This window comes from Nocardioides sp. DN36, assembly GCF_055380375.1.
On the sequence record NZ_AP043823.1, the window covers coordinates 2,390,416 to 2,408,698 of the forward strand.

Below are 18,283 nucleotides of genomic sequence, written 5' to 3' on the forward strand. Positions count from 1 at the left end.
GCAGCCTACCAACGCAGGACGGCGGGGCGTCAGCAGCGTCCGGACCGACGTCGAGTCGGCGCAAACTCGCCGCAAAACCACGTCGAGTCGGCGCAAACTCGTCGCGAAACGACGTCGAGTCGGCGCAAACTCGTCGCGAAACGACGTCGAGTCGGCGCAAACTCGTCAGTTGACTGACGAGTTTGCGCCGACTCGACCCGTTCTTCGCCTGCACTTGCGCCGACTCGACCCGTTCTTCGCCTGCACTTGCGCCGACTCGACTCCTAGGAGAGCTTCTCGAGGATCAGCTCGCGGACCCGGGCGGCGTCGGCCTGGCCGCGCATCTCCTTCATGACCGCGCCGATCAGCGCGCCCGCCGCCGCGACCTTGCCGTCGCGGATCTTGTCCGCGACGTCGGGGTTGGCGGCGATCGCGTTGTCGACCGCGGTGCCGAGGGCGCCGTCGTCGGACACGATCGCGAGCCCGCGGGCCTCGACGATCTCGTCGGGCGTGCCCTCACCGGCGAGCAGGCCGTCGAAGACCTGGCGGGCCAGCTTGTCGTTGATCTTGCCCTCGTCCACCAGGGCCTGGACGCGCGCGACGTCACCCGGGGTGACGGCCAGCGAGGTCAGCTCCACGTTGGCCTCGTTCGCGCGCCGCGCCATGTCCGAGAGCCACCACTTGCGCGCCGCCTGCGGGGTCGCGCCGGCCGCGATGGTCTGCTCGACGAGTCCGAGCGCGCCGGCGCCGACCGTGTCGCGCATCTCGAGGTCGGAGAAGCCCCACTCGGCCTGCAGGCGGGCCCGCTTCTGGGTGGGGTTCTCCGGCAGCGTGCCGCGGAGCTCCTCGACCCACTCGCGCGCCGGGGCCACCGGCACCAGGTCCGGCTCGGGGAAGTAGCGGTAGTCCTCGGCGTCGGACTTCTCACGACCGCTGGTCGTGATCCCGGTGTCCTCGTGCCAGTGCCGGGTCTCCTGGAGGATGGACCGGCCCTCCCCGAGGACCGCTGCGTGCCGGGACATCTCGTAGCGGACCGCCCGCTCGACCGAGCGCAGCGAGTTCACGTTCTTCGTCTCGGTGCGGGTGCCGAGCACCCCGGAGCCCTTCGGGGCCAGCGAGAGGTTGACGTCGGCGCGGATCGAGCCCTGGTCCATCCGGGCGTCCGAGACACCCAGCGCGACGATCAGCTCGCGCAGCTGGGCGACGTACGCCTTGGCGATCTCGGGCGCCTTCGCACCGGCGCCCACGATCGGCTTGGTGACGATCTCGATCAGCGGGATCCCGGCGCGGTTGTAGTCGACCAGCGAGTAGTCGGCGCCGTGGATGCGACCGGTGGCGCCGCCGACGTGCAGCGACTTGCCGGTGTCCTCCTCCATGTGGGCGCGCTCGATCTCGACCCGGAACGTCTGACCGTCCACCTCGACGTCCATGAAGCCGTCGAACGCGATCGGCTCGTCGTACTGCGAGGTCTGGAAGTTCTTCGGCATGTCCGGGTAGAAGTAGTTCTTCCGGGCGAACCGGCACCACTCCGCGATCTGGCAGTTCAGTGCGAGGCCGATCCGGATCGCCGACTCCACGGCCTTGCCGTTGACGACGGGCATCGCGCCGGGGAGGCCCAGGCAGGTCGGGCAGACCTGGGTGTTCGGCTCGGCGCCGAACTCCGTCGGGCAGCCGCAGAACATCTTCGAGGCGGTGTTGAGCTCGACGTGGACCTCGAGGCCCAGCGCGGGGTCGAAGCGCTCGAGCACCTCGTCGAAGGGGACCAGGACGTCGGCGGTCATCGGGCCGCTCCTTCCAGGGCAGGGGCCTTGTCGAGCAGCGGGCCACCCCACTGCCCGAGCAGCGCCGCCTCGAGGGCGGCGCCGACCCGGTACAGCCGGTCGTCGGCCAGCGCCGGGGCGAGGATCTGGACGCCCGCCGGGAGCCCGTCCTCGTCGGCCAGGCCGCTGGGCACCGAGATGCCGGGCACGCCGGCCAGGTTGGCGGGGATGGTCGCGAGGTCGTTGAGGTACATCGCGATCGGGTCGTCGAGCTTCTCGCCGAGCTTGAAGGCCGTGGTCGGCGCGGTCGGCGAGACCAGCACGTCGGCCTGCTCGAACGCGGCAGCGAAGTCGCGGCTGATCAGGGTCCGGACCTTCTGCGCCTGGCCGTAGTAGGCGTCGTAGTAGCCGCTCGAGAGCGCGTAGGTGCCGAGGATGATGCGGCGCTTGACCTCGTCGCCGAAGCCGGCGTCACGCGTGGCACGCATGACCTCCTCGGCGCTCGGGTTCTCGATGTGCTCCGGCAGCACCCGCAGGCCGTAGCGCATCGCGTCGAACTTCGCGAGGTTGCTCGAGGCCTCGGCCGGGAGGATCAGGTAGTACGCCGCCAGGGCGTGCACGAAACTGGGGCAGGACACCTCGACGACCTCGGCGCCGGCCTTGACCATCAGGTCGACCGACTCCCGGAAGCGCGCCAGCACGCCCGCCTGGTAGCCGTCGCCGCCGAGCTCCTTCACGACGCCGATACGGACGCCGGTCAGGTCGCCGGCCGCGCCCTGTCGCGCGGCGTCGACGAGCGACGGGAGCGGCTGGTCGATGCTGGTCGAGTCGAGCGGGTCGTGCCCGCCGATCACCTCGTGCAGGAGCGCCGAGTCGAGCACCGTGCGGGTCACCGGGCCGGCCTGGTCGAGGGAGTTGGCGAGCGCGACGAGGCCGTAGCGGGACACCCCGCCGTACGTCGGCTTCACACCCACCGTGCCGGTCACGGCACCGGGCTGGCGGATCGAGCCGCCGGTGTCGGTGCCGATGGCCAGGGGCGCCTCGAACGCGGCGACCGCGGCCGCCGACCCGCCGCCGGAGCCGCCGGGGATCCGGTCGAGGTCCCACGGGTTGTGGGTCGGGCCGTAGGCCGAGTGCTCGGTGGAGGAGCCCATCGCGAACTCGTCCATGTTGGTCTTGCCGAGGATCGGCAGGCCGGCCTGCTTCAGCCGCGCGACGACGGTGGCGTCGTACGGCGGGATCCAGCCCTCGAGGATCCGGGAGCCGCAGGTGGTGGGCAGGCCCTCGGTGGCCAGCACGTCCTTGACCGCGATCGGGACGCCGTCCAGCGCGGAGGCGGGGGTGCCCGCCGCCCGGCGCTCGTCGGACGCGGCGGCCTGGGCGAGCGCACCCTCGGCGTCGACGTGGAGGAACGCGTGCACGGCGCCGTCGACCTCGGCGATCCGGTCGAGGTGGGCGCGGGTGATCTCGACCGAGGTCGTCTCCCCCGCCGCCAGCGCGTCGGCGAGCTCCGCCGCCGTACGGCGGATCACTGCTCGTCCCCGAGGATGCGCGGCACCGCGAAGCGCTGCTGCTCCTGCGCCGGAGCGCCGGCCAGCGCCTGCTCGGCGGTGAGGCACGGGCGCACGACGTCGTCACGGAAGACGTTCGTCAACGGGATCGCGTGGGAGGTCGGGGGGACGTCATCGCCGGCGACCCCGCTGATCGACGCCACCGACTCCAGGATCACCGACAGCTGCGGTGCGAGGTGGTCGAGCTCGGCGTCGTCGAGGTCGATCCGGGCGAGGTTCGCCAGATGGGCGACCTCGTCACGGGTGATATCGGGCATGGGCTCAATCCTAGGAGAGCCCGTCGGGCCGGCTCCCCCCGCCCGGCACCGACCCCGGGTCGTGCGGCTCAGGGTGCGCCCGGGCGCACCCTGAGCCGCACGCGGCGGTCGGTCGTTCACCCTTTGGGGCGGACCTTCTGGTTTCACGCCCGTTCGTGCCCGGATCGTTCCCGGCTCGCCCTACAATCCGTCCACTGGACGCATACGCCACTCGGGCCTGCGCGCAACGGCGGGAGCAGCGGTGAGCACCTCGGTCCGGGAGCGGCACGCGCGTCTGCTCGCCGAGTCGCGCTCGGCCGAGCCGCGGGCACGGCTCGCGCAGGCCTCCACGCGTGCGGAGTTCCTGCTCCGTCTCTCCCGCACCGTCTCGGCGATCCAGAACCCGCAACGCGCGCTCGAGACGCTGGTCGCCGTACTGCTGGAGGAGATGGTCGACGTCGCCCAGGTGGTCGTGCGGACCGGTCAGTGGCAGCTGGTCTCCGGTGCCGTCCAGGACGGACCGCTGCGCAGCAGGTCCTCCCGACTGGTCGAGGGCACGCCCGTGGATCTCGACAACGCCCTGCGTCGGGGCCTGCGTGACGACGTCGTGGTCCCCGCCGGCGGCCCCGCGCGCCGCGATGCGCTCGCGGCGTTCCTGCCGGACCCCGACCTGCTGGCCGAGGTCGACGCGCTCGGGACCGAGCAGCTCGCGGTGCTGCCGCTGGCGGCCCGTGGGCGCTCCTTCGGCGTGCTGGTGATCGGCCGCGCCCCCGGCTTCGGCTTCGGCGACGCCCAGAACTTCCTCGACGACCTCGCCGCCCGCGTCGCGGTCGGCCTCGACGCCACCCTGGTCGTGGCCGAGAGCCGGTACGTCGCCTCGGTGCTGCGCCGCTCGCTCGCACCTGCCGAGATGCCGCGGGTGCCCGGCCTCCAGCTCGCGACGTACTACCGGGTCGCCCACCAGTCCCAGGAGCTCGGCGGGGACTTCCTGGACGTGCACGGCCCCGACGACGACCTGATCCTGCTGTGCGGCGACGTCGCCGGGAAGGGCGTCGAGGCGGCGGTCCACGCCAAGCGGATCCGCAACGCGGTCCGGACCGCCTCCCACGTCGACCGCGCACCGAGCTGGATCCTGGGCCTGACCAACCGGGTGCTGGTGGCCGAGGCCGAGGAGTTCTCCGAGGGCATGGCGACCGGGGTCTGCGCCCGGCTGCGGCCCCGGGACGGCCACCTGCGCGTCGACCTCGCCAACGCCGGGCACCCCCCGGCGCTGGTGGTCCGGGCCGACGGCACCCTCGAGGAGGTGACCGCCGACGGGGTCGCGCTGGCCCTGCTGGACGGCGCCGTCTACGCCGAGACGCAGGTGCTGCTCGGTCCGCTCGACACGCTCCTCGTCCACACCGACGGCGTGACCGAGGCCAGGGGCGCCGACGACCTGTTCGGCGACCATCGCCTGCGGGCGGCGCTGCGCGACCTCGGCGGCCTGCCCCCGTCCGCCCTCATCGAGTCGGTGGCCGTCGCAGTGTCCGACCACCTCGGCGAGCGGCCCCACGACGACATCGCCCTGCTCGCGGCCCAGTTCAGCCCGGACTCCCCGTGAGCCGGGCGACGGCCGCGGTGGAGGGCGCCGACCTCGACGCCTACTGGTCGGCCGTCGCGTCCGGGGACGAGCGGGCAGCCCACGCCACCGCGGCGGCGGTCCGGGGGCGCGGCGTACCCCTCGACGTCCTCCTCGACACGCTCGTCATCGCCAGCCAGCGCCGGGTGGGCGCGCTGTGGGCGGCCGGCGAGTGGACCGTGGCCCGGGAGCACGCCGCCACCGCGGTGAACGAGGCGGTGGTCCGTCGGCTCGGCGACACCCTCGCCCCCGTCGACACCGGTCCGCTGCTGGCCGTCGCGTGCGTCGAACGCGAGTGGCACTCGCTGCCGGCCCTGGTGGTGGCGGTCGACCTGCAGGCGCACGGGTGCCGCGTGGCGTACCTCGGCCCCAGTGCCTCTCGCGACCACCTGGTGAGCGCGATCCTCGACACCGGCCCGCGCACGGTCCTGCTGAGTGCCTCACTGACCTCGTCGTTGCCCCGGGTCCGCCGGGCGATCGAGGCGGTGCGCGGGACCGGGACCCCGGTGGTGGTCGGGGGCCGGGCCTTCGACGCGGAGGGCGTCCGGGCCCAGCGGCTGGGCGCCACCGGCTTCGCCGCGACGCCGGAGGACGCCGTGCGGCTGGTCGCTTCCCTGCCCGTGCACGCGGCGCCCGTCCCGGCGTTGCGGCACCCGGGCGCGCTCGAGGCCCGCAGCATCGAGGCCGAGGTCGACACCATCAGCCGGGACGTGATCGCCGCGATCGGCGCCTCCCTGGGCCTGGACACCGGCCGCGGAGCCACCAGCGTCGACGACTGGCGGGTGGTGCTCGCGAGCTTCGTGCCCCACCTCGTCGACTGCCTGGCCGGCGCCCTGCTGACCGAGGACCCCCGCGTCGTCGCGGAGAATCGCACCTGGCTCGAGGGCGTCCTGGCCGGACGCGGTGCGCCTCCCGGGACGGTGCGGGTCGCCGAGGAGGCACTCCGGCAGCGCCTGCACGACCACCCCGAGGCCGTCCGCCTCCTCGACGAGGCCTGACCCAACCGATCCCGACCCCACCGCATCCTTCGTGGTGACCACTCGAGGAGGATCGATGGCACGACCGCTGACGGACGACGAGTTCACCGAGTTCGTCCATGCCGCCTGGCCGGGGCTGTACCGCACCGCCTATCTCATGCTCGGTGAGCACCAGCTCGCCGAGGACCTGGTGCAGACGTCGCTGGCGAAGACGTACGCATCCTGGCGCAGGGTGCAGGACCTCGCCGCCGCGCCGGCATACGCCCGGGTCGTGCTCGCGAACACCGCCGCCTCGTGGTTCCGGCGCCGGTCGTGGCGCAACGAGCACCCCACCGAGGTGCTGCCGGAGCAGGGCCTCGAGCACGACCCGAGCAGCCGTCCGGCTCTCGTCTCGGCGCTGCGCGGACTGCCGCCGCGGCAGCGGGCCGTCGTCGTCCTCCGCTACTACGACGACCTCAGCGTCCGCGAGGTCGCCTCCGCCCTCGGGATCAGCGAGGGCACCGTCAAGAGCCAGACCTCGGACGCGCTGGTCCACCTCCGACGCGTCCTCGGCGACAGCGTCGTCCCCCAGACCTTGGGAGCCCACCATGACTGAACGACTCTCTGCCCTCCTCCACGAGGAGGCCTCCTCCCTCGAGGTCCCGCCCCCCGCGGCCCGGGTCGTCCTCGCCCGGGGGCGCACCCTGCGCCGGCGCCGGCGCGCCTCGACCGGGGCCGCCGCTGCGGTGACGCTGGCCCTGCTGGGCTCGGGTACCACCCTGGCGTCGAACTCCTTCCGTCACGACGACCGCGCCCTCGAGCCCGCCGGCACCACCGCCGACTTCGCCTCCACCGGCGCCTTCGCGATCGGGTCCGACGTCCACATCGGCGGCCGGGTCGTCGACCTCGGGGAGCCGGTCAAGTCCGTGTACTACACGTCCGCCGGCGCCGTCGTGCGCAGCGGCGACCGGGCCGCGACGGACGCCCCCGGCACCTCCCGGTACACCTTGGTGACCCCGGACAGCGGTCGCTCCCCGATCCACGTGTCCACGGGCGACCGGATCGTCGGCCTGGAGCCCGACAGCACGCACCTCGCGTACGCCGCCGCGCGCGGCGACCGCTGGGACGTGGTGGTCCACGACGTCGTCTCCGACACCGAGCTGGCCCGGGTCACCATCGACGGCACGTTCACCTGGGGCGGCTGGGAGGCACCCCCGGTGGTGCTCGACGGCGACGCGGTGTGGGTGCACTTCGACGGCGGGTGGACCGAGGTGGACTGGCGGACCGGACAGGCGCGCGGGGTCCCCGGCAGCGACGGCGTGTTCGAGGCCGCGAACGGCTCCTACGGGACCCGCGACGCCAAGGACGTGTGGACCGTGCACGCGATGGCTGACGGCCGGGCGACCGGGACGGTGCCGCTGCGCCGGGGCTGGTACGCCTTCTTCTCCCCTGACGGCCGCTACCTGCACGCCTTCGACAACGAGGGCACGGGCGACGACGGCCCCGCCGCGATCGTGTACGACGCCCGCACTGGCGAGGAGCGTGACGTCACCGGGCCCCTGGACGACCTTGGGTGGACCCCGGACGGCCACACCATGGAGGTCCGCGGCCACACGCTCTCGACCTGCACCCCGATCGGCGGCGACTGCACGTCGTACGACTTCCACGGCAGCGGGCAGCTCAAGCTTGGCGGGAACCCCTACGGGTCGTGAAGCGGGCCCGGCGGGGACCGCTCAGAGAGCGTCCGTTCCTCCGTCGAGCAGCCGCTTGAAGGCGTCCTCGTCGAGGACCGGCACGCCGAGCTGCTCGGCCTTGTCGGCCTTGGAGCCGGCGTTCTCGCCCACCACCACGTAGTCGGTCTTCTTCGACACCGAGCCGGCGGCCTTGCCACCGCGGGCCAGGATCGCCTCCTTGGCGGAGTCGCGGCTGAAGTCGACCAGGGACCCGGTCACCACGACCGTGAGCCCCTCGAGCGTCCGCGGCGTCGACTCGTCGCGCTCGTCGGCCATCGAGACCCCGGCGCGCTCCCACTTGTCGACGATGTCGCGGTGCCAGTCGACGGAGAACCACTCGATCACCGACTCGGCGATGGTCGGCCCGACACCCTCGGCCGCGGCGAGCGCGTCCTCGGTGGCCGCGCGGATCGCCTCCATCGAGCCGAACTCGGTGGCCAGCGCCCGGGCCGCGGTCGGCCCCACGTGGCGGATCGAGAGGGCCACGAGGACGCGCCACAGAGGCACCTGCCTGGCCCTGCCGAGGTTGTCGAGCAGCCGCCGGCCGTTGGCCGAGAGCACCGGCTGATCACCCTCGTCCTTCTTCGGGGCACGCGTGAACAGCGGCGCGCGGCGCAGTGCGGCCTCGTCGAGGTCGAAGACGTCGCCCTCGTCGGTCACGACACCGGCCTCGAGCAGCGCCACCGCCGCCTCGTAGCCGAGCCCCTCGATGTCGAAGGCACCCCGGCCGGCCACGTGGAAGATGCGCTCGCGCACCTGGGCCGGGCACTTCTGGTGGTTGGGGCAGCGCAGGTCCTTGTCGCCCTCCTTCTGCTGCACCAGCGGGGTGCCGCAGGCGGGACACTCGGTCGGCATCACCCACTCCGCGAGCCCCTCGGGCCGCAGCGCCAGCACCGGCCCGACGATCTCGGGGATGACGTCGCCGGCCTTGCGCAGGATCACCGTGTCGCCGGGCCGCACGTCCTTGCGCTTGACCTCGTGGGCGTTGTGCAGGGTCGCCATCTCCACCGTCGAGCCGGCCACCCGGGTGGGCACCATCCGGCCGAACGGCGTCACCCGCCCGGTCCGGCCGGTGTTGACCTCGATCGCGAGCAGCTCGGCGTTGACCTCCTCGGGCGGGTACTTGTAGGCGATCGCCCACCGGGGGGCCCTGCTGGTCGAGCCGAGCCGCCGCTGCAGCTGCACGTCGTCGACCTTGACCACCACGCCGTCGATCTCGTGCTCGACGTCGTGGCGGTGCTCGCCGTAGTGGGCGATGAAGTCCTCGACCTCGGCGAGGTTGTTGAGCACCCGGACCCGGTCGGAGACGGGCAGGCCCCAGGCCGCGAGCGCGTCGTACGCCCGGGACTGCGACCCGGGCTCGAACCCTTCCCGGGCGCCGATGCCGTGGCACACCATGCCGAGCGCGCGCGTGGCCGTGACCCGGGGGTCCTTCTGCCGCAGCGATCCGGCCGCGGCGTTGCGCGGGTTGGCGAACATCGGCCTGCCGGCGTCGGCCATGGTCGCGTTGAGCCGCTCGAACGCCTCCACCGGGAGGAAGACCTCACCGCGCACCTCCACCAGGGCCGGCACCGGGAACTCGTCGGTGGGGGTGAGCCGGTGCGGGACCGAGTCGATGGTCCGCACGTTGGGCGTGACGTCCTCGCCGGTGCGACCGTCACCGCGGGTCAGCGCGCGGACCAGTCGCCCGTCCTCGTAGAGGATGTTGATGGCCAGGCCGTCGACCTTGAGCTCGCAGAGCAGCGCCGGGTCGGCCACGCCGTCGCGGGCCAGCCGGGCGTGCCAGGCCGCGAGCTCCTCGGCCGAGAACGCGTTGTCGAGGCTCTCCATCCGCTGCAGGTGGTCGACCGCGGTGAACTCCGTCGAGACCGCTCCGCCGACCTTCTGCGTGGGCGAGTCAGGGGTGCGCAGCTCGGGGAACTCCTCCTCGAGCTCCTCGAGCCGCCGCATCCTGTGGTCGAAGTCGGCGTCCGAGAGGGTCGGGTCGTCGAGGACGTAGTAGCGCCAGCGCGCCTCCTCGACCTCCTCGGTGAGCAGCCGGTGCTCGTCCCGGGCCTCGTCGGTCGCGGGGGTCGGGGCAGCGTCGGTCGTCTCCACGGGACTATCTTGCCGAACGTCACCGACAGCCCGGTGACGCCGACACCCGGAGAAGTCCATCCGCGCGCGGCGCGGCTCCGAACCACCGACGTGGCAGCCGCGGAGACGACAGTGACCGACCCCTCCCTCACCATCCTCGACCCTCCCGGGCGCCCGAGCGCGGTGGTGCTGATGCTGCACGGCGGCAAGGAGCGCTCCACGACGCCGGTCGACGGGCGCAGCGCCTCGTGGCGGCGTACGGCGGCGATGCAGCGCGCCATCACCCCGCGCGTCCACGCAGCGGGCGCGAGCACCTGGCTGCTGCGCTACCGCGAGCGTGGCTGGAACGGCGGCAGCGGGCCGGTCGCCGACGCGCGCCGCGCCCTCGAGCAGGTACGCCGGGCGCACGGCGACGTCCCGGTCGTCCTGCTCGGCCACTCGATGGGCGCGCGCACCTCGGTGCACGTGGCGGACGACCCGTCGGTGGTCGGCGTGGTGGGGCTGGCGCCGTGGTTCCCGGCCGACGAGCCGGTGACCGCACTGACCGGCAAGCAGCTCGTCGCCGCCCACGGACGGCGCGACCACATCACGTCGTACCGCGCCACGGAGGCCTTCGTCGCCCGGGCCCGGGACGTCGCCGCACGGGCCGAGCTGCGGGACATGGGGCCGGTCGGCCACTACATGCTCAAGCGGGTCGCGGCGTGGAACGACCTCGCCGCGGAGGCGGCGCTCGCCCAGCTCGCCTGACCGGGCGCGTGCCCGGACGGGCCGCGGACGGTGGACCAGACCACCGCAGGTAATTCGGTCGAGGGGGAATGACGCCCCGGCCTACCCTGTTCGACGAAACGAAACCGTTTCGTTTCATCGACGCAGGAGACCCATGACACCCGCCCCCGCCACCGACACCGCGGTCAGCCGACCCCGCGTCGAGGGCGACCGTGAGCAGCAGATCCTCGACGCCACCCTCGAGGTGCTCGCCGACGTCGGCTACGACCGCCTCACCATGGACGCGGTCGCGACCCGCGCCAAGGCCTCGAAGGCCACGCTCTACCGCCGCTGGAACGGCAAGGTGAGCCTGGTCATCGACGCACTGCTCTCGGTCAAGACCACCCCCGAGGTGCCCGACACCGGCTCGCTGCGCGGCGACCTGATCGCCTCGTTCTGCGGCATGGGCGGCCTCACCGACCAGCAGTCGGTCGGGACGTTCGCCAGCGTCCTCACCGCCATCCACCGTGACCAGGACTTCGCCGCCGCGTTCCGGCGCGAGGTCATCGGCCCCAAGTCCCAGGTCTCCCGCACCGTCTTCGAGCGGGCGCGGGACCGGGGCGAGCTGGCCGACGGGGTCGACATCGAGCTGTTCGCGCCGGCGCTCGCCGGCATCGTCCTGCACCGCATGTACGTCATGGGTGAGCTGCCCGACGAGGCGCTCATCACCCGTGTCATCGACCAGATCATCCTCCCGGCCGCCACCGGCCGGCGCTGACCGGATCCACACACACCGAAGGACCTCTCTCATGACCGACGTCACCCAGACCGAGGCGCGCGCCCCCGGGCAGCACGCCCACCTCGGATGGGCCCTGGTGCTCATCTCGGTCGCCCAGCTGATGGTCGTGCTCGACGCGACGATCGCCAACATCGCCCTGCCCTACATCGGGCAGGACCTCGACATCTCACAGGCGAACCTCTCCTGGATCGTCACCGGCTACGCGCTGGCGTTCGGTGGCCTGCTGCTGCTCGGCGGTCGCCTCGGCGACCTCTACGGCCGGCGCCGGATCTTCATGACCGGCCTGATCGTCTTCGCCGTCGCCTCGCTGCTCGGCGGCCTCGCCCAGAACGAGGCGCTGCTGCTGGGCGCCCGGGGCCTGCAGGGCTTCGGCGCCGCCCTGGCCTCCCCCGCTGCGCTGGCGCTGATCACCACGACCTTCCCCGCCGGCCCGCAGCGCAACCGCGCCTTCGCGGTGTACGCCGCGATGTCCGGCGCCGGCGCGGCCGTCGGCCTCATCCTCGGCGGCTGGCTGACCGGCCTCGACGGCATCGGCGGGCTGGAGTTCAGCGGCTGGCGGCTGACCTTCCTCATCAACGTGCCGATCGGCCTCGTCGCGGCGGCGCTCGCCCCGCGGCTGCTCGCCGAGTCCGAGTCCCACCACGGGCAGCTCGACATCCCCGGCGCCCTGACCGGCACCCTGGGCCTGCTCGGCATCGTCTTCGGCCTGACCCGCGCCGGCGAGGCCGCGCACGGCTGGGACGACCCGTGGACGATCGCCTCGCTGGCGGCCGGTGTCGCGCTGCTCGGCCTCTTCGCGTTCGTCGAGTCGCGGGTCGAGCACCCGCTGCTGCCGATCCGCATCCTCCAGAACCGCACCCGCGCCACCAGCTTCGTGGTGATGATGCTGGTGCCCGCGGCGATGTTCGCGATGTTCTTCTTCCTCAGCCTGTTCATCCAGCAGCTGGTCGGCTACAGCCCGCTGCGGACCGGTTTCGCGTTCCTGCCGTTCTCGGTCGGCATCGTGATCGGTGCAGGCCTGTCGTCGAACCTCGTGGCCCGGATCGACCCGCGCTTCATCGCCGGGGTCGGCACGTTGCTCGCGGCCGGCGCGCTCTTCGGGTTCTCGAGGCTCGCGATCGACGACTCGCCCTCGGCCGTGGTGCAGGCCATCGCCAGCGGCACGCCGGCCGGTGCCGACGTGAACTACTGGACCTCGATCCTGCCGTTCATCGTGATGATGTCGATCGGCATGGGCATGACCTTCGTGCCGTTGACTCTCACGGCGGTCCACCACGTCCGGGCGGAGGACTCCGGCATCGGGTCCGGGGTGCTGAACACCATGCAGCAGGTCGGTGGCGCGCTCGGGCTGGCCACGCTCAGCACGGTCTCGCTGCACTTCACCAACGCCCGTGCCGACGAGATCGGCTCGGGCCTGGCACAGGCCGCCCAGGGTGCGGGCATCGACCCCACGGCGCAGGTCCCCGGCACGTCCCTGTCGTTCCTGCAGGCCGCCGGCTTCCAGGCCACGTTCACCGAGGGCGCGACCCACGCGTTCCTCGTGGGCTCCGGGATGATCCTGCTCGCCTCGCTGCTCATCTGGGTCTTCCTCGACGTCAAGCACGAGGAGCTGGCCACCGACGGCCCCGAGGCCGGCGTGCACGTGGGCTGACGCCCGACGTACGACGAGGGCCCGGTCACCGCGCTGGTGACCGGGCCCTCGTGCGTCCGGGGGCGGCTCAGGACAGCGCGTCCTCCAGGGCCTTGATGAAGGCCGGCAGGTCACCCGGGTTGCGGCTCGTGATCAGGTTGCCGTCCACGACGACCTCCTCGTCGACCCAGTCGCCGCCCGCGTTGCGCACGTCGTCGGCGAGGCTGGAGTACGACGTCAGCCGCCGGCCCTTCACGAGCCCGGCCGAGACCAGCAGCCAGGGCGCGTGGCAGATCACCGCGAGCGGCTTGCCCGCTTCGGTGACCGCCCGGACGATGGCCCGGGCCTTCTCGTCGGTCCGGATGGTGTCGGCGTTGACCGTGCCGCCCGGCACCACCACCGCGTCCACCGCACCGGTGTCGAGGTCGTCGAAGGTGCCGTCCACCTCGACCTTCTGCGTGGGCTCGGTGTCCCCTTCCACGGCCTGGATGGGGTCGGTCCCGCTGGAGTAGATCCTCACCTCGGCACCCGCCCGGATCAGGGCGTCACGGGGCTCGACGAGCTCGGCCTCCTCGAAGTGGTCGGTGGCGATGATGGCCACCTTCTTGCCGGTCAGGTCGCTCATGGGCACTCCTCTCGGGCTCGGTTGTCTGCCTCCTGAGTACCCGGCGCCCGGTGAGGAATGCACCACCCGGGCGTGGGCTCAGCGGCCGGCGTCCTGGGCCGCCTCGAGGTCGAAGTCGAGCAGCCGCTTCTCGACGCGCACCCCGACGGTCCGGCTGCCGAGCACGCGCTTGACCAGGAACCACTCGGTGCGCACCTCCACCCGCTGGCGCGACTCGGGCACTCTGAAGCCCGAGAGCCGGATGCCCACCACCTGGTGGGCGCGCCGCTGGAACCCCCACACCTCGCCACCGTCGGCGGCCCGGCCCGGCACCCACGCCAGGTAGCGAGGGCCGCGGCGGCCCGACAGCTCCACGCAGTGCCCCTTGAAGCGGGCCGTGCGGCACGGGTCCTCGGCCAGCCAGGAGGGACCGCTGCGCGAGGCCAGCACGTCGATGGCACGGCCCGGGAGCTCCCCGTCGCCCTGGCGGTGTACGCGGCCGCCGACCGCGCCGTCCCCGAAGTCCGCCTTGACCGGCGAGGACCGGGGACGGCTGTAGTAGAGGTAGCCGCCGTTGAGGAACGGGTACACCACGGCGAGCGCGTAGTCGGTCGCCGGAACCAGGTCGTAGGCGTGCGGGTCCGGCTCGCCGCCGCTCCAGTTCTGCAGGTCGGCGCCGGCGTCGACGACGTCCTGGGTGGTCATCAGGTGCAGGCGGTCGTCGCGGACCAGCTCCTCGAGGGTCGCGACCGGCACCCGCAGCTGCTGCTTGCGCGGGTCCTTGCGGATGACCTCACCCGCCGTGAGCGCCACGACCTGCTCGCCCTCGCGCTGGAGCACCACGGCGACGAAGCCGGGGTCCTCCTCGGGCTCCTCGAGGTCCCACAGCAGGAACGCCCGGCCGGTCGTGCCGTCCGAGAGCCGCACGCAGCCGTCGGCACCGTCGCCGTGGCAGGGGTGCGGTGTCACCTCGGGACTGAGGGTGACCCGCACCAGGTCGCCGTCGTCCTCGCCGCCGTACCCGTAGCGCAGGTCGGCGCCGAGCAGGCCCCGTGGCGAGCGCCGGTCGGTGTACGTCGCCTCGAGGTGGTTCGGCTCGCCCGGCAGGTGGTCGAGCGCCACGGCGGCGATGGCACGCTGGGTGATCGGCACGTCGCCCGCCCCACCGGTCGGGCCGGCCGGATCGCTGCCGCAGGCGGAGGTCGCGAGCAGTCCCACGACCAGCAGGGCCAGGCTCCCGGACGCCAGCAGTCGTCTCGTCATCGTTCCCCCTCGTGTCCGCCCCCGAGGGCGGGTCAGCCGGTGAGTTCCTGCGCGGCGGCGCGCAGCAGCGCGGGCGCACGGCGCGCCCACCCATCAGACGCGCCGGCCAGCCCGCAGGTTGCCGTGAGGACCAGTCCGGATCCCGTCGTTGCCGGATCGAGACCGACCATGTCCAGCCACCGGTGCACGGACTCGGCCAGCTGGCCGGGCGTCGGGACGGTCGCCGGTGCGGTCGACGGCAGGACGCCCAGGGCGACGGACTCGCCGGCCTCCAGCGCCTCGGCCAGCACGTCGTGGTCGGCGGCGCCCATCTGGGACAGGTCGACCGAGAGGCCGCGGGCGCCGGCGCCCCGGAGCAGGCCCAGGGGCGTGCCGGCCGCGCAGGTGTGCACCCAGGGCTCGGCGCCCTCCTCGGCGATCGCGGCGAGGACCCACTCCAGGGCGGCCGAGGCGTGCGGCAGGTCGACGCTGCGGTGCCGGTGGAAGCCGGAGGCCGTCGGCACCCGCCCGCCCAGCACCGCCGCCAGCACCGGCTCGTCGACCTGGACGACCAGCCGGTCGACCCCGGGGAGCCGCCGGCGTACGTCGCGCACGTGGACGCGCAGGCCCTCGGCGAGCGCCTGGGCCAGCTCGCGCCGGGCACCGACGTCGCTGAGCACCCGGTCGCCGCGAGGCTTCTCGACGGTCGCGGCCAGCGTCCACGGGCCCGCGACCTGGATCTTGAACGCGCCCCCCTCGGTCGGCAGGGCGCCCTCGGCCTGCTCCTCGAGGCCGTCGAGGTCCTGGCCGAGGAGGCTGCGCGCGCGACGGTGGTCGATCCCGGGGCCGTCGCTGCCGGTCAGCCGCCAGCCGGCGGGCTGCAGGTCGGCGCCCAGCTCGCTGACGACCGCCAGCGCGCGACCGGTCATGGTGGCGATCGCGCCGCGACCGGGGACCTCGGGCAGGTGGGGCAGGTCGGGCAGCTCGCCGAGGACCAGGCGCACCGCCTCGTCGTAGGCGTGCTGGTCCTCGCCGGGCATCGACCCGACGCCGGTGGCGATGCTCATCCGCGGACCCGTTCGGTGGCGGAGATCGTGGCGGACCCGACCACGCGGGTCCCGTCGTAGAGCACCGCCGCCTGGCCCGGTGCGATGCCGTACGCCGGGTCGAGCAGCTCGATGTCCAGCTCCTGGCCGGTCGGGTCCACGGTCACCACGGCCCGGTGCTCCTCGCCGTGCGCCCGCAGCTGGACGGTCCCCTCCAGCGCGTCGGGCACGGTGCCGCACCAGCGTGGCCGGATGCCGGTCAGCCCGTCGACGGCGAGACGCTCGCGCGGTCCGACGGTGACCGTGCCGCTGACCGGCTCGATGTCGAGGACGAAGCGGGGCTTGCCGTCCGGCGCCGGCCGGCCGATCCGCAGGCCCTTGCGCTGGCCGATCGTGTAGGCGTAGGTGCCGTCGTGCCGGCCGAGCACCTCCCCCGAGGCCTCGTCGACGATGTCGCCGCCGTGGTTCGGGGCCCGCTCCCCCAGCTTCTCGCGCAGCCAGCCGGCGTTGTCGCCGTCGGCGACGAAGCAGATGTCGTGGCTGTCGGGCTTGTCGGCGACGAGCAGGCCACGCTCGGCCGCCTCGGCCCGCACGGCGGTCTTGGTCGAGTCGCCGAGCGGGAAGAGCGAGTGCGCGAGCTGCTGCTGGTCCAGCACGCCGAGGACGTAGGACTGGTCCTTGCCGCCGTCGACGGCACGGTGCATCTCGATCAGCCCGTCCGCGCCGGTGCGCAGCTGCGCGTAGTGGCCGGTGGCGACCGCGTCGAAGCCGAGGGCGAGGGCGCGGTCCAGCACGGCCGCGAACTTGATCTTCTCGTTGCAGCGCAGGCAGGGGTTGGGCGTGCGGCCGGCGGCGTACTCGTCCATGAAGTCCTCGACGACGTCCTCGTGGAAGCGCTCGGAGAGGTCCCAGACGTAGAAGGGGATGCCGATCACGTCGGCGGCCCGGCGGGCGTCGTTGCTGTCCTCGATCGTGCAGCAGCCGCGAGCCCCGGAGCGGTACGACGCGGGGTTGCGCGACAGGGCGAGGTGGATGCCCGTGACGTCGTGGCCGGCCTCGGCGGCGCGTGCGGCGGCGACGGCCGAGTCGACGCCGCCGGACATGGCGGCGAGCACTCTCATGACGGCCTCTTCGCCATCCTGGCGCGCTCGACCACCGGGGCGATGGCCTCGACGAGTGCGTCGACGTCGGCCTGGGTGGAGGTGTGCCCGAGGGAGAACCGCAGGGAGTGCCGCGCGGCCTCGTCGGTGCAGCCCATCGCCAGCAGGACGTGGGAGGGCTGGGGCACGCCCGCGGAGCAGGCCGAGCCGGTGGAGCACTCGATGCCGCGGGCGTCGAGCAGCATCAGCAGGCTGTCGCCCTCGCAGTCGGGGAAGCCGAGGTGGGCGTTGCCGGGCAGCCGGTGCACGCCGGTCGGGTCGAGCGCGGCCCCGTGCAGGTGCGCGTCGGGGACCGCCTCGATCACCCGGGCCACGAGGTCGTCGCGCAGCGCGCCGACCCGGACCGCGTGGTCGGCCTGCTGCTTGACCGACAGCTCCACGGCCGTGGCGAAGCCGGCGATGGCCGGGGTGTCGATGGTGCCGCTGCGGATGTCGCGCTCCTGGCCGCCACCGTGCACGAGCGCGGTGACGTCGACCTCGCGGCGTACGACGAGCGCGCCCACGCCGTAGGGCCCGCCGACCTTGTGCCCGGTCAGGGTCAGGGCGTCGACGCCGGACGCGGCGAAGTCCACCGGCACCGCACCGACCGCCTGGACGGCATCGGTGTGCACGGGGATGCCGTGCTCGGCGGCGATCGCGACGACCTCGTCGATCGGTTGGACCGTGCCGACCTCGTTGTTGGCCCACATCACCGAGATGAGGGCGACGGAGCCCGGGTCGCGCTCGACGCTGGCCCGCAGGGCCTCGACGTCGAGGCGGGCCTGCGCGTCGACGGGCAGCAGCTCGACCTCGGCCCCCTCCCGCTCCCCCAGCCAGTGGAGCGCGTCGAGGACGGCGTGGTGCTCGACGGCCGTGGACAGGATGCGGGTGCGGGCCGGGTCCGCGGCGCGGCGCGACCAGTAGATGCCCTTGAGGGCCAGGTTGTCTGCCTCGGTCCCGCCGGAGGTGAAGACGACCTCGCCGGGGCGGCAGCCCAGGGCCCGCGCGATCGTCTCGCGGGACTCCTCGACGACACGGCGGGCCTTCCGGCCGGACGCGTGCAGCGAGCTGGGGTTGCCCACGTCGAGCAGGTGCCGCGTCATCGCCTCGACGGCCTCAGCACGCATCGGCGTGGTGGCGGCATGGTCGAGGTAGGCGGTACGGGTGGTCATCGCACCGACCAGCGTAC

At 73.4% G+C, this 18,283-nt stretch carries 16 protein-coding genes; 7 read left to right on the forward strand and 9 right to left on the reverse strand.

From position 1 onward, the window contains the following. Nucleotides 1-263 precede the first annotated feature (263 nt). From gatB to gatC, 3 genes are read right to left on the reverse strand one after another with little or no spacing between them, the layout of a single operon-like run. Nucleotides 264-1,760, reverse strand: a complete 1,497-nt coding sequence (gene gatB / locus ACZ43H_RS12345; RefSeq protein WP_464583131.1) for an Asp-tRNA(Asn)/Glu-tRNA(Gln) amidotransferase subunit GatB — start codon at nucleotides 1,758-1,760, stop codon at nucleotides 264-266. Further along, on the reverse strand, nucleotides 1,757-3,271 hold the full coding sequence (gatA, locus tag ACZ43H_RS12350; protein ID WP_464583133.1) for an Asp-tRNA(Asn)/Glu-tRNA(Gln) amidotransferase subunit GatA: 1,515 nt from the start codon (nucleotides 3,269-3,271) through the stop codon (nucleotides 1,757-1,759). Before gatA ends, gatB begins: the two co-directional genes overlap by 4 nt. Continuing rightward, the gene (gene gatC, locus ACZ43H_RS12355; protein WP_464583135.1) at nucleotides 3,268-3,567 is read right to left on the reverse strand and encodes an Asp-tRNA(Asn)/Glu-tRNA(Gln) amidotransferase subunit GatC; all 300 of its coding nucleotides are present in this window, start codon (nucleotides 3,565-3,567) and stop codon (nucleotides 3,268-3,270) included. The genes gatA and gatC overlap by 4 nt, the downstream gene beginning before the upstream one ends. A 241-nt stretch (nucleotides 3,568-3,808) precedes the next feature. Between gatC and ACZ43H_RS12360 the strand changes: the two genes are divergently transcribed. From ACZ43H_RS12360 to ACZ43H_RS12375, 4 genes are read left to right on the forward strand one after another with little or no spacing between them, the layout of a single operon-like run. Continuing rightward, a complete protein-coding gene (locus tag ACZ43H_RS12360) occupies nucleotides 3,809-5,146 on the forward strand; it encodes a PP2C family protein-serine/threonine phosphatase (protein WP_464583137.1) in 1,338 nt (445 codons plus the stop codon). Continuing rightward, complete coding sequence (locus tag ACZ43H_RS12365; RefSeq protein ID WP_464583139.1) at nucleotides 5,143-6,162, forward strand: cobalamin B12-binding domain-containing protein; 1,020 nt, start codon at nucleotides 5,143-5,145, stop codon at nucleotides 6,160-6,162. The genes ACZ43H_RS12360 and ACZ43H_RS12365 overlap by 4 nt, the downstream gene beginning before the upstream one ends. 55 nt (nucleotides 6,163-6,217) lie before the next feature. After that, nucleotides 6,218-6,736 (forward strand): SigE family RNA polymerase sigma factor, encoded by a 519-nt coding sequence (locus ACZ43H_RS12370; RefSeq protein ID WP_464583141.1) that lies wholly within the window; start codon nucleotides 6,218-6,220, stop codon nucleotides 6,734-6,736. Then, nucleotides 6,729-7,832 carry a hypothetical protein gene (locus ACZ43H_RS12375; protein WP_464583143.1) on the forward strand — a complete coding sequence of 368 codons (1,104 nt, stop codon included), beginning with the start codon at nucleotides 6,729-6,731 and terminating at the stop codon, nucleotides 7,830-7,832. The genes ACZ43H_RS12370 and ACZ43H_RS12375 overlap by 8 nt, the downstream gene beginning before the upstream one ends. A gap of 21 nt (nucleotides 7,833-7,853) precedes the next feature. Here ACZ43H_RS12375 and ligA read toward each other — a convergent pair whose 3' ends face one another. After that, the gene (gene ligA / locus ACZ43H_RS12380) at nucleotides 7,854-10,010 is read right to left on the reverse strand and encodes an NAD-dependent DNA ligase LigA (protein WP_464583145.1); all 2,157 of its coding nucleotides are present in this window, start codon (nucleotides 10,008-10,010) and stop codon (nucleotides 7,854-7,856) included. A gap of 51 nt (nucleotides 10,011-10,061) precedes the next feature. Between ligA and ACZ43H_RS12385 the strand changes: the two genes are divergently transcribed. From ACZ43H_RS12385 to ACZ43H_RS12395, 3 genes are all read left to right on the forward strand, one after another. Then, nucleotides 10,062-10,676 carry an alpha/beta hydrolase gene (locus ACZ43H_RS12385; RefSeq protein ID WP_464583147.1) on the forward strand — a complete coding sequence of 205 codons (615 nt, stop codon included), beginning with the start codon at nucleotides 10,062-10,064 and terminating at the stop codon, nucleotides 10,674-10,676. A 133-nt stretch (nucleotides 10,677-10,809) separates the two neighbouring features. Continuing rightward, nucleotides 10,810-11,412 (forward strand): TetR/AcrR family transcriptional regulator, encoded by a 603-nt coding sequence (locus tag ACZ43H_RS12390; RefSeq protein ID WP_464583149.1) that lies wholly within the window; start codon nucleotides 10,810-10,812, stop codon nucleotides 11,410-11,412. A 31-nt stretch (nucleotides 11,413-11,443) separates the two neighbouring features. Then, a complete protein-coding gene (locus ACZ43H_RS12395; RefSeq protein WP_464583151.1) occupies nucleotides 11,444-13,084 on the forward strand; it encodes an MFS transporter in 1,641 nt (546 codons plus the stop codon). A 67-nt stretch (nucleotides 13,085-13,151) separates the two neighbouring features. Here ACZ43H_RS12395 and ACZ43H_RS12400 read toward each other — a convergent pair whose 3' ends face one another. From ACZ43H_RS12400 to ACZ43H_RS12420, 5 genes are all read right to left on the reverse strand, one after another. Continuing rightward, on the reverse strand, nucleotides 13,152-13,688 hold the full coding sequence (locus ACZ43H_RS12400) for a type 1 glutamine amidotransferase domain-containing protein (RefSeq protein ID WP_464583153.1): 537 nt from the start codon (nucleotides 13,686-13,688) through the stop codon (nucleotides 13,152-13,154). A gap of 78 nt (nucleotides 13,689-13,766) precedes the next feature. After that, nucleotides 13,767-14,930, reverse strand: coding sequence for a hypothetical protein (locus tag ACZ43H_RS12405; RefSeq protein WP_464583155.1), 1,164 nt, complete (start codon nucleotides 14,928-14,930; stop codon nucleotides 13,767-13,769). 32 nt (nucleotides 14,931-14,962) lie between these two features. Then, nucleotides 14,963-15,976, reverse strand: a complete 1,014-nt coding sequence (locus ACZ43H_RS12410; RefSeq protein ID WP_464583157.1) for a uroporphyrinogen decarboxylase/cobalamine-independent methonine synthase family protein — start codon at nucleotides 15,974-15,976, stop codon at nucleotides 14,963-14,965. After that, entirely contained in the window at nucleotides 15,973-17,076 is a 1,104-nt protein-coding gene (mnmA, locus tag ACZ43H_RS12415) for a tRNA 2-thiouridine(34) synthase MnmA (protein WP_464583159.1), read from the reverse strand. Before mnmA ends, ACZ43H_RS12410 begins: the two co-directional genes overlap by 4 nt. Further along, a complete protein-coding gene (locus ACZ43H_RS12420) occupies nucleotides 17,073-18,266 on the reverse strand; it encodes a cysteine desulfurase family protein (protein WP_464583161.1) in 1,194 nt (397 codons plus the stop codon). Before ACZ43H_RS12420 ends, mnmA begins: the two co-directional genes overlap by 4 nt. Between the last annotated feature and the right edge of the window lie 17 nt (nucleotides 18,267-18,283).

What these genes read in the sequence shown, in the direction of transcription:
- gatB (WP_464583131.1), bottom strand. Translation starts at nt 1,760, where the DNA reads ATGACCGCCGACGTCCTGGTCCCCTTCGACGAGGTGCTCGAGCGCTTC.
- gatC (WP_464583135.1), bottom strand. Translation starts at nt 3,567, where the DNA reads ATGCCCGATATCACCCGTGACGAGGTCGCCCATCTGGCGAACCTCGCC.
- ACZ43H_RS12370 (WP_464583141.1), top strand. Translation starts at nt 6,218, where the DNA reads ATGGCACGACCGCTGACGGACGACGAGTTCACCGAGTTCGTCCATGCC.
- ACZ43H_RS12375 (WP_464583143.1), top strand. Translation starts at nt 6,729, where the DNA reads ATGACTGAACGACTCTCTGCCCTCCTCCACGAGGAGGCCTCCTCCCTC.
- ligA (WP_464583145.1), bottom strand. Translation starts at nt 10,010, where the DNA reads ATGGACTTCTCCGGGTGTCGGCGTCACCGGGCTGTCGGTGACGTTCGG.
- ACZ43H_RS12390 (WP_464583149.1), top strand. Translation starts at nt 10,810, where the DNA reads ATGACACCCGCCCCCGCCACCGACACCGCGGTCAGCCGACCCCGCGTC.
- ACZ43H_RS12395 (WP_464583151.1), top strand. Translation starts at nt 11,444, where the DNA reads ATGACCGACGTCACCCAGACCGAGGCGCGCGCCCCCGGGCAGCACGCC.
- ACZ43H_RS12400 (WP_464583153.1), bottom strand. Translation starts at nt 13,688, where the DNA reads ATGAGCGACCTGACCGGCAAGAAGGTGGCCATCATCGCCACCGACCAC.
- ACZ43H_RS12405 (WP_464583155.1), bottom strand. Translation starts at nt 14,930, where the DNA reads ATGACGAGACGACTGCTGGCGTCCGGGAGCCTGGCCCTGCTGGTCGTG.
- ACZ43H_RS12410 (WP_464583157.1), bottom strand. Translation starts at nt 15,976, where the DNA reads ATGAGCATCGCCACCGGCGTCGGGTCGATGCCCGGCGAGGACCAGCAC.
- mnmA (WP_464583159.1), bottom strand. Translation starts at nt 17,076, where the DNA reads ATGAGAGTGCTCGCCGCCATGTCCGGCGGCGTCGACTCGGCCGTCGCC.
- ACZ43H_RS12420 (WP_464583161.1), bottom strand. Translation starts at nt 18,266, where the DNA reads ATGACCACCCGTACCGCCTACCTCGACCATGCCGCCACCACGCCGATG.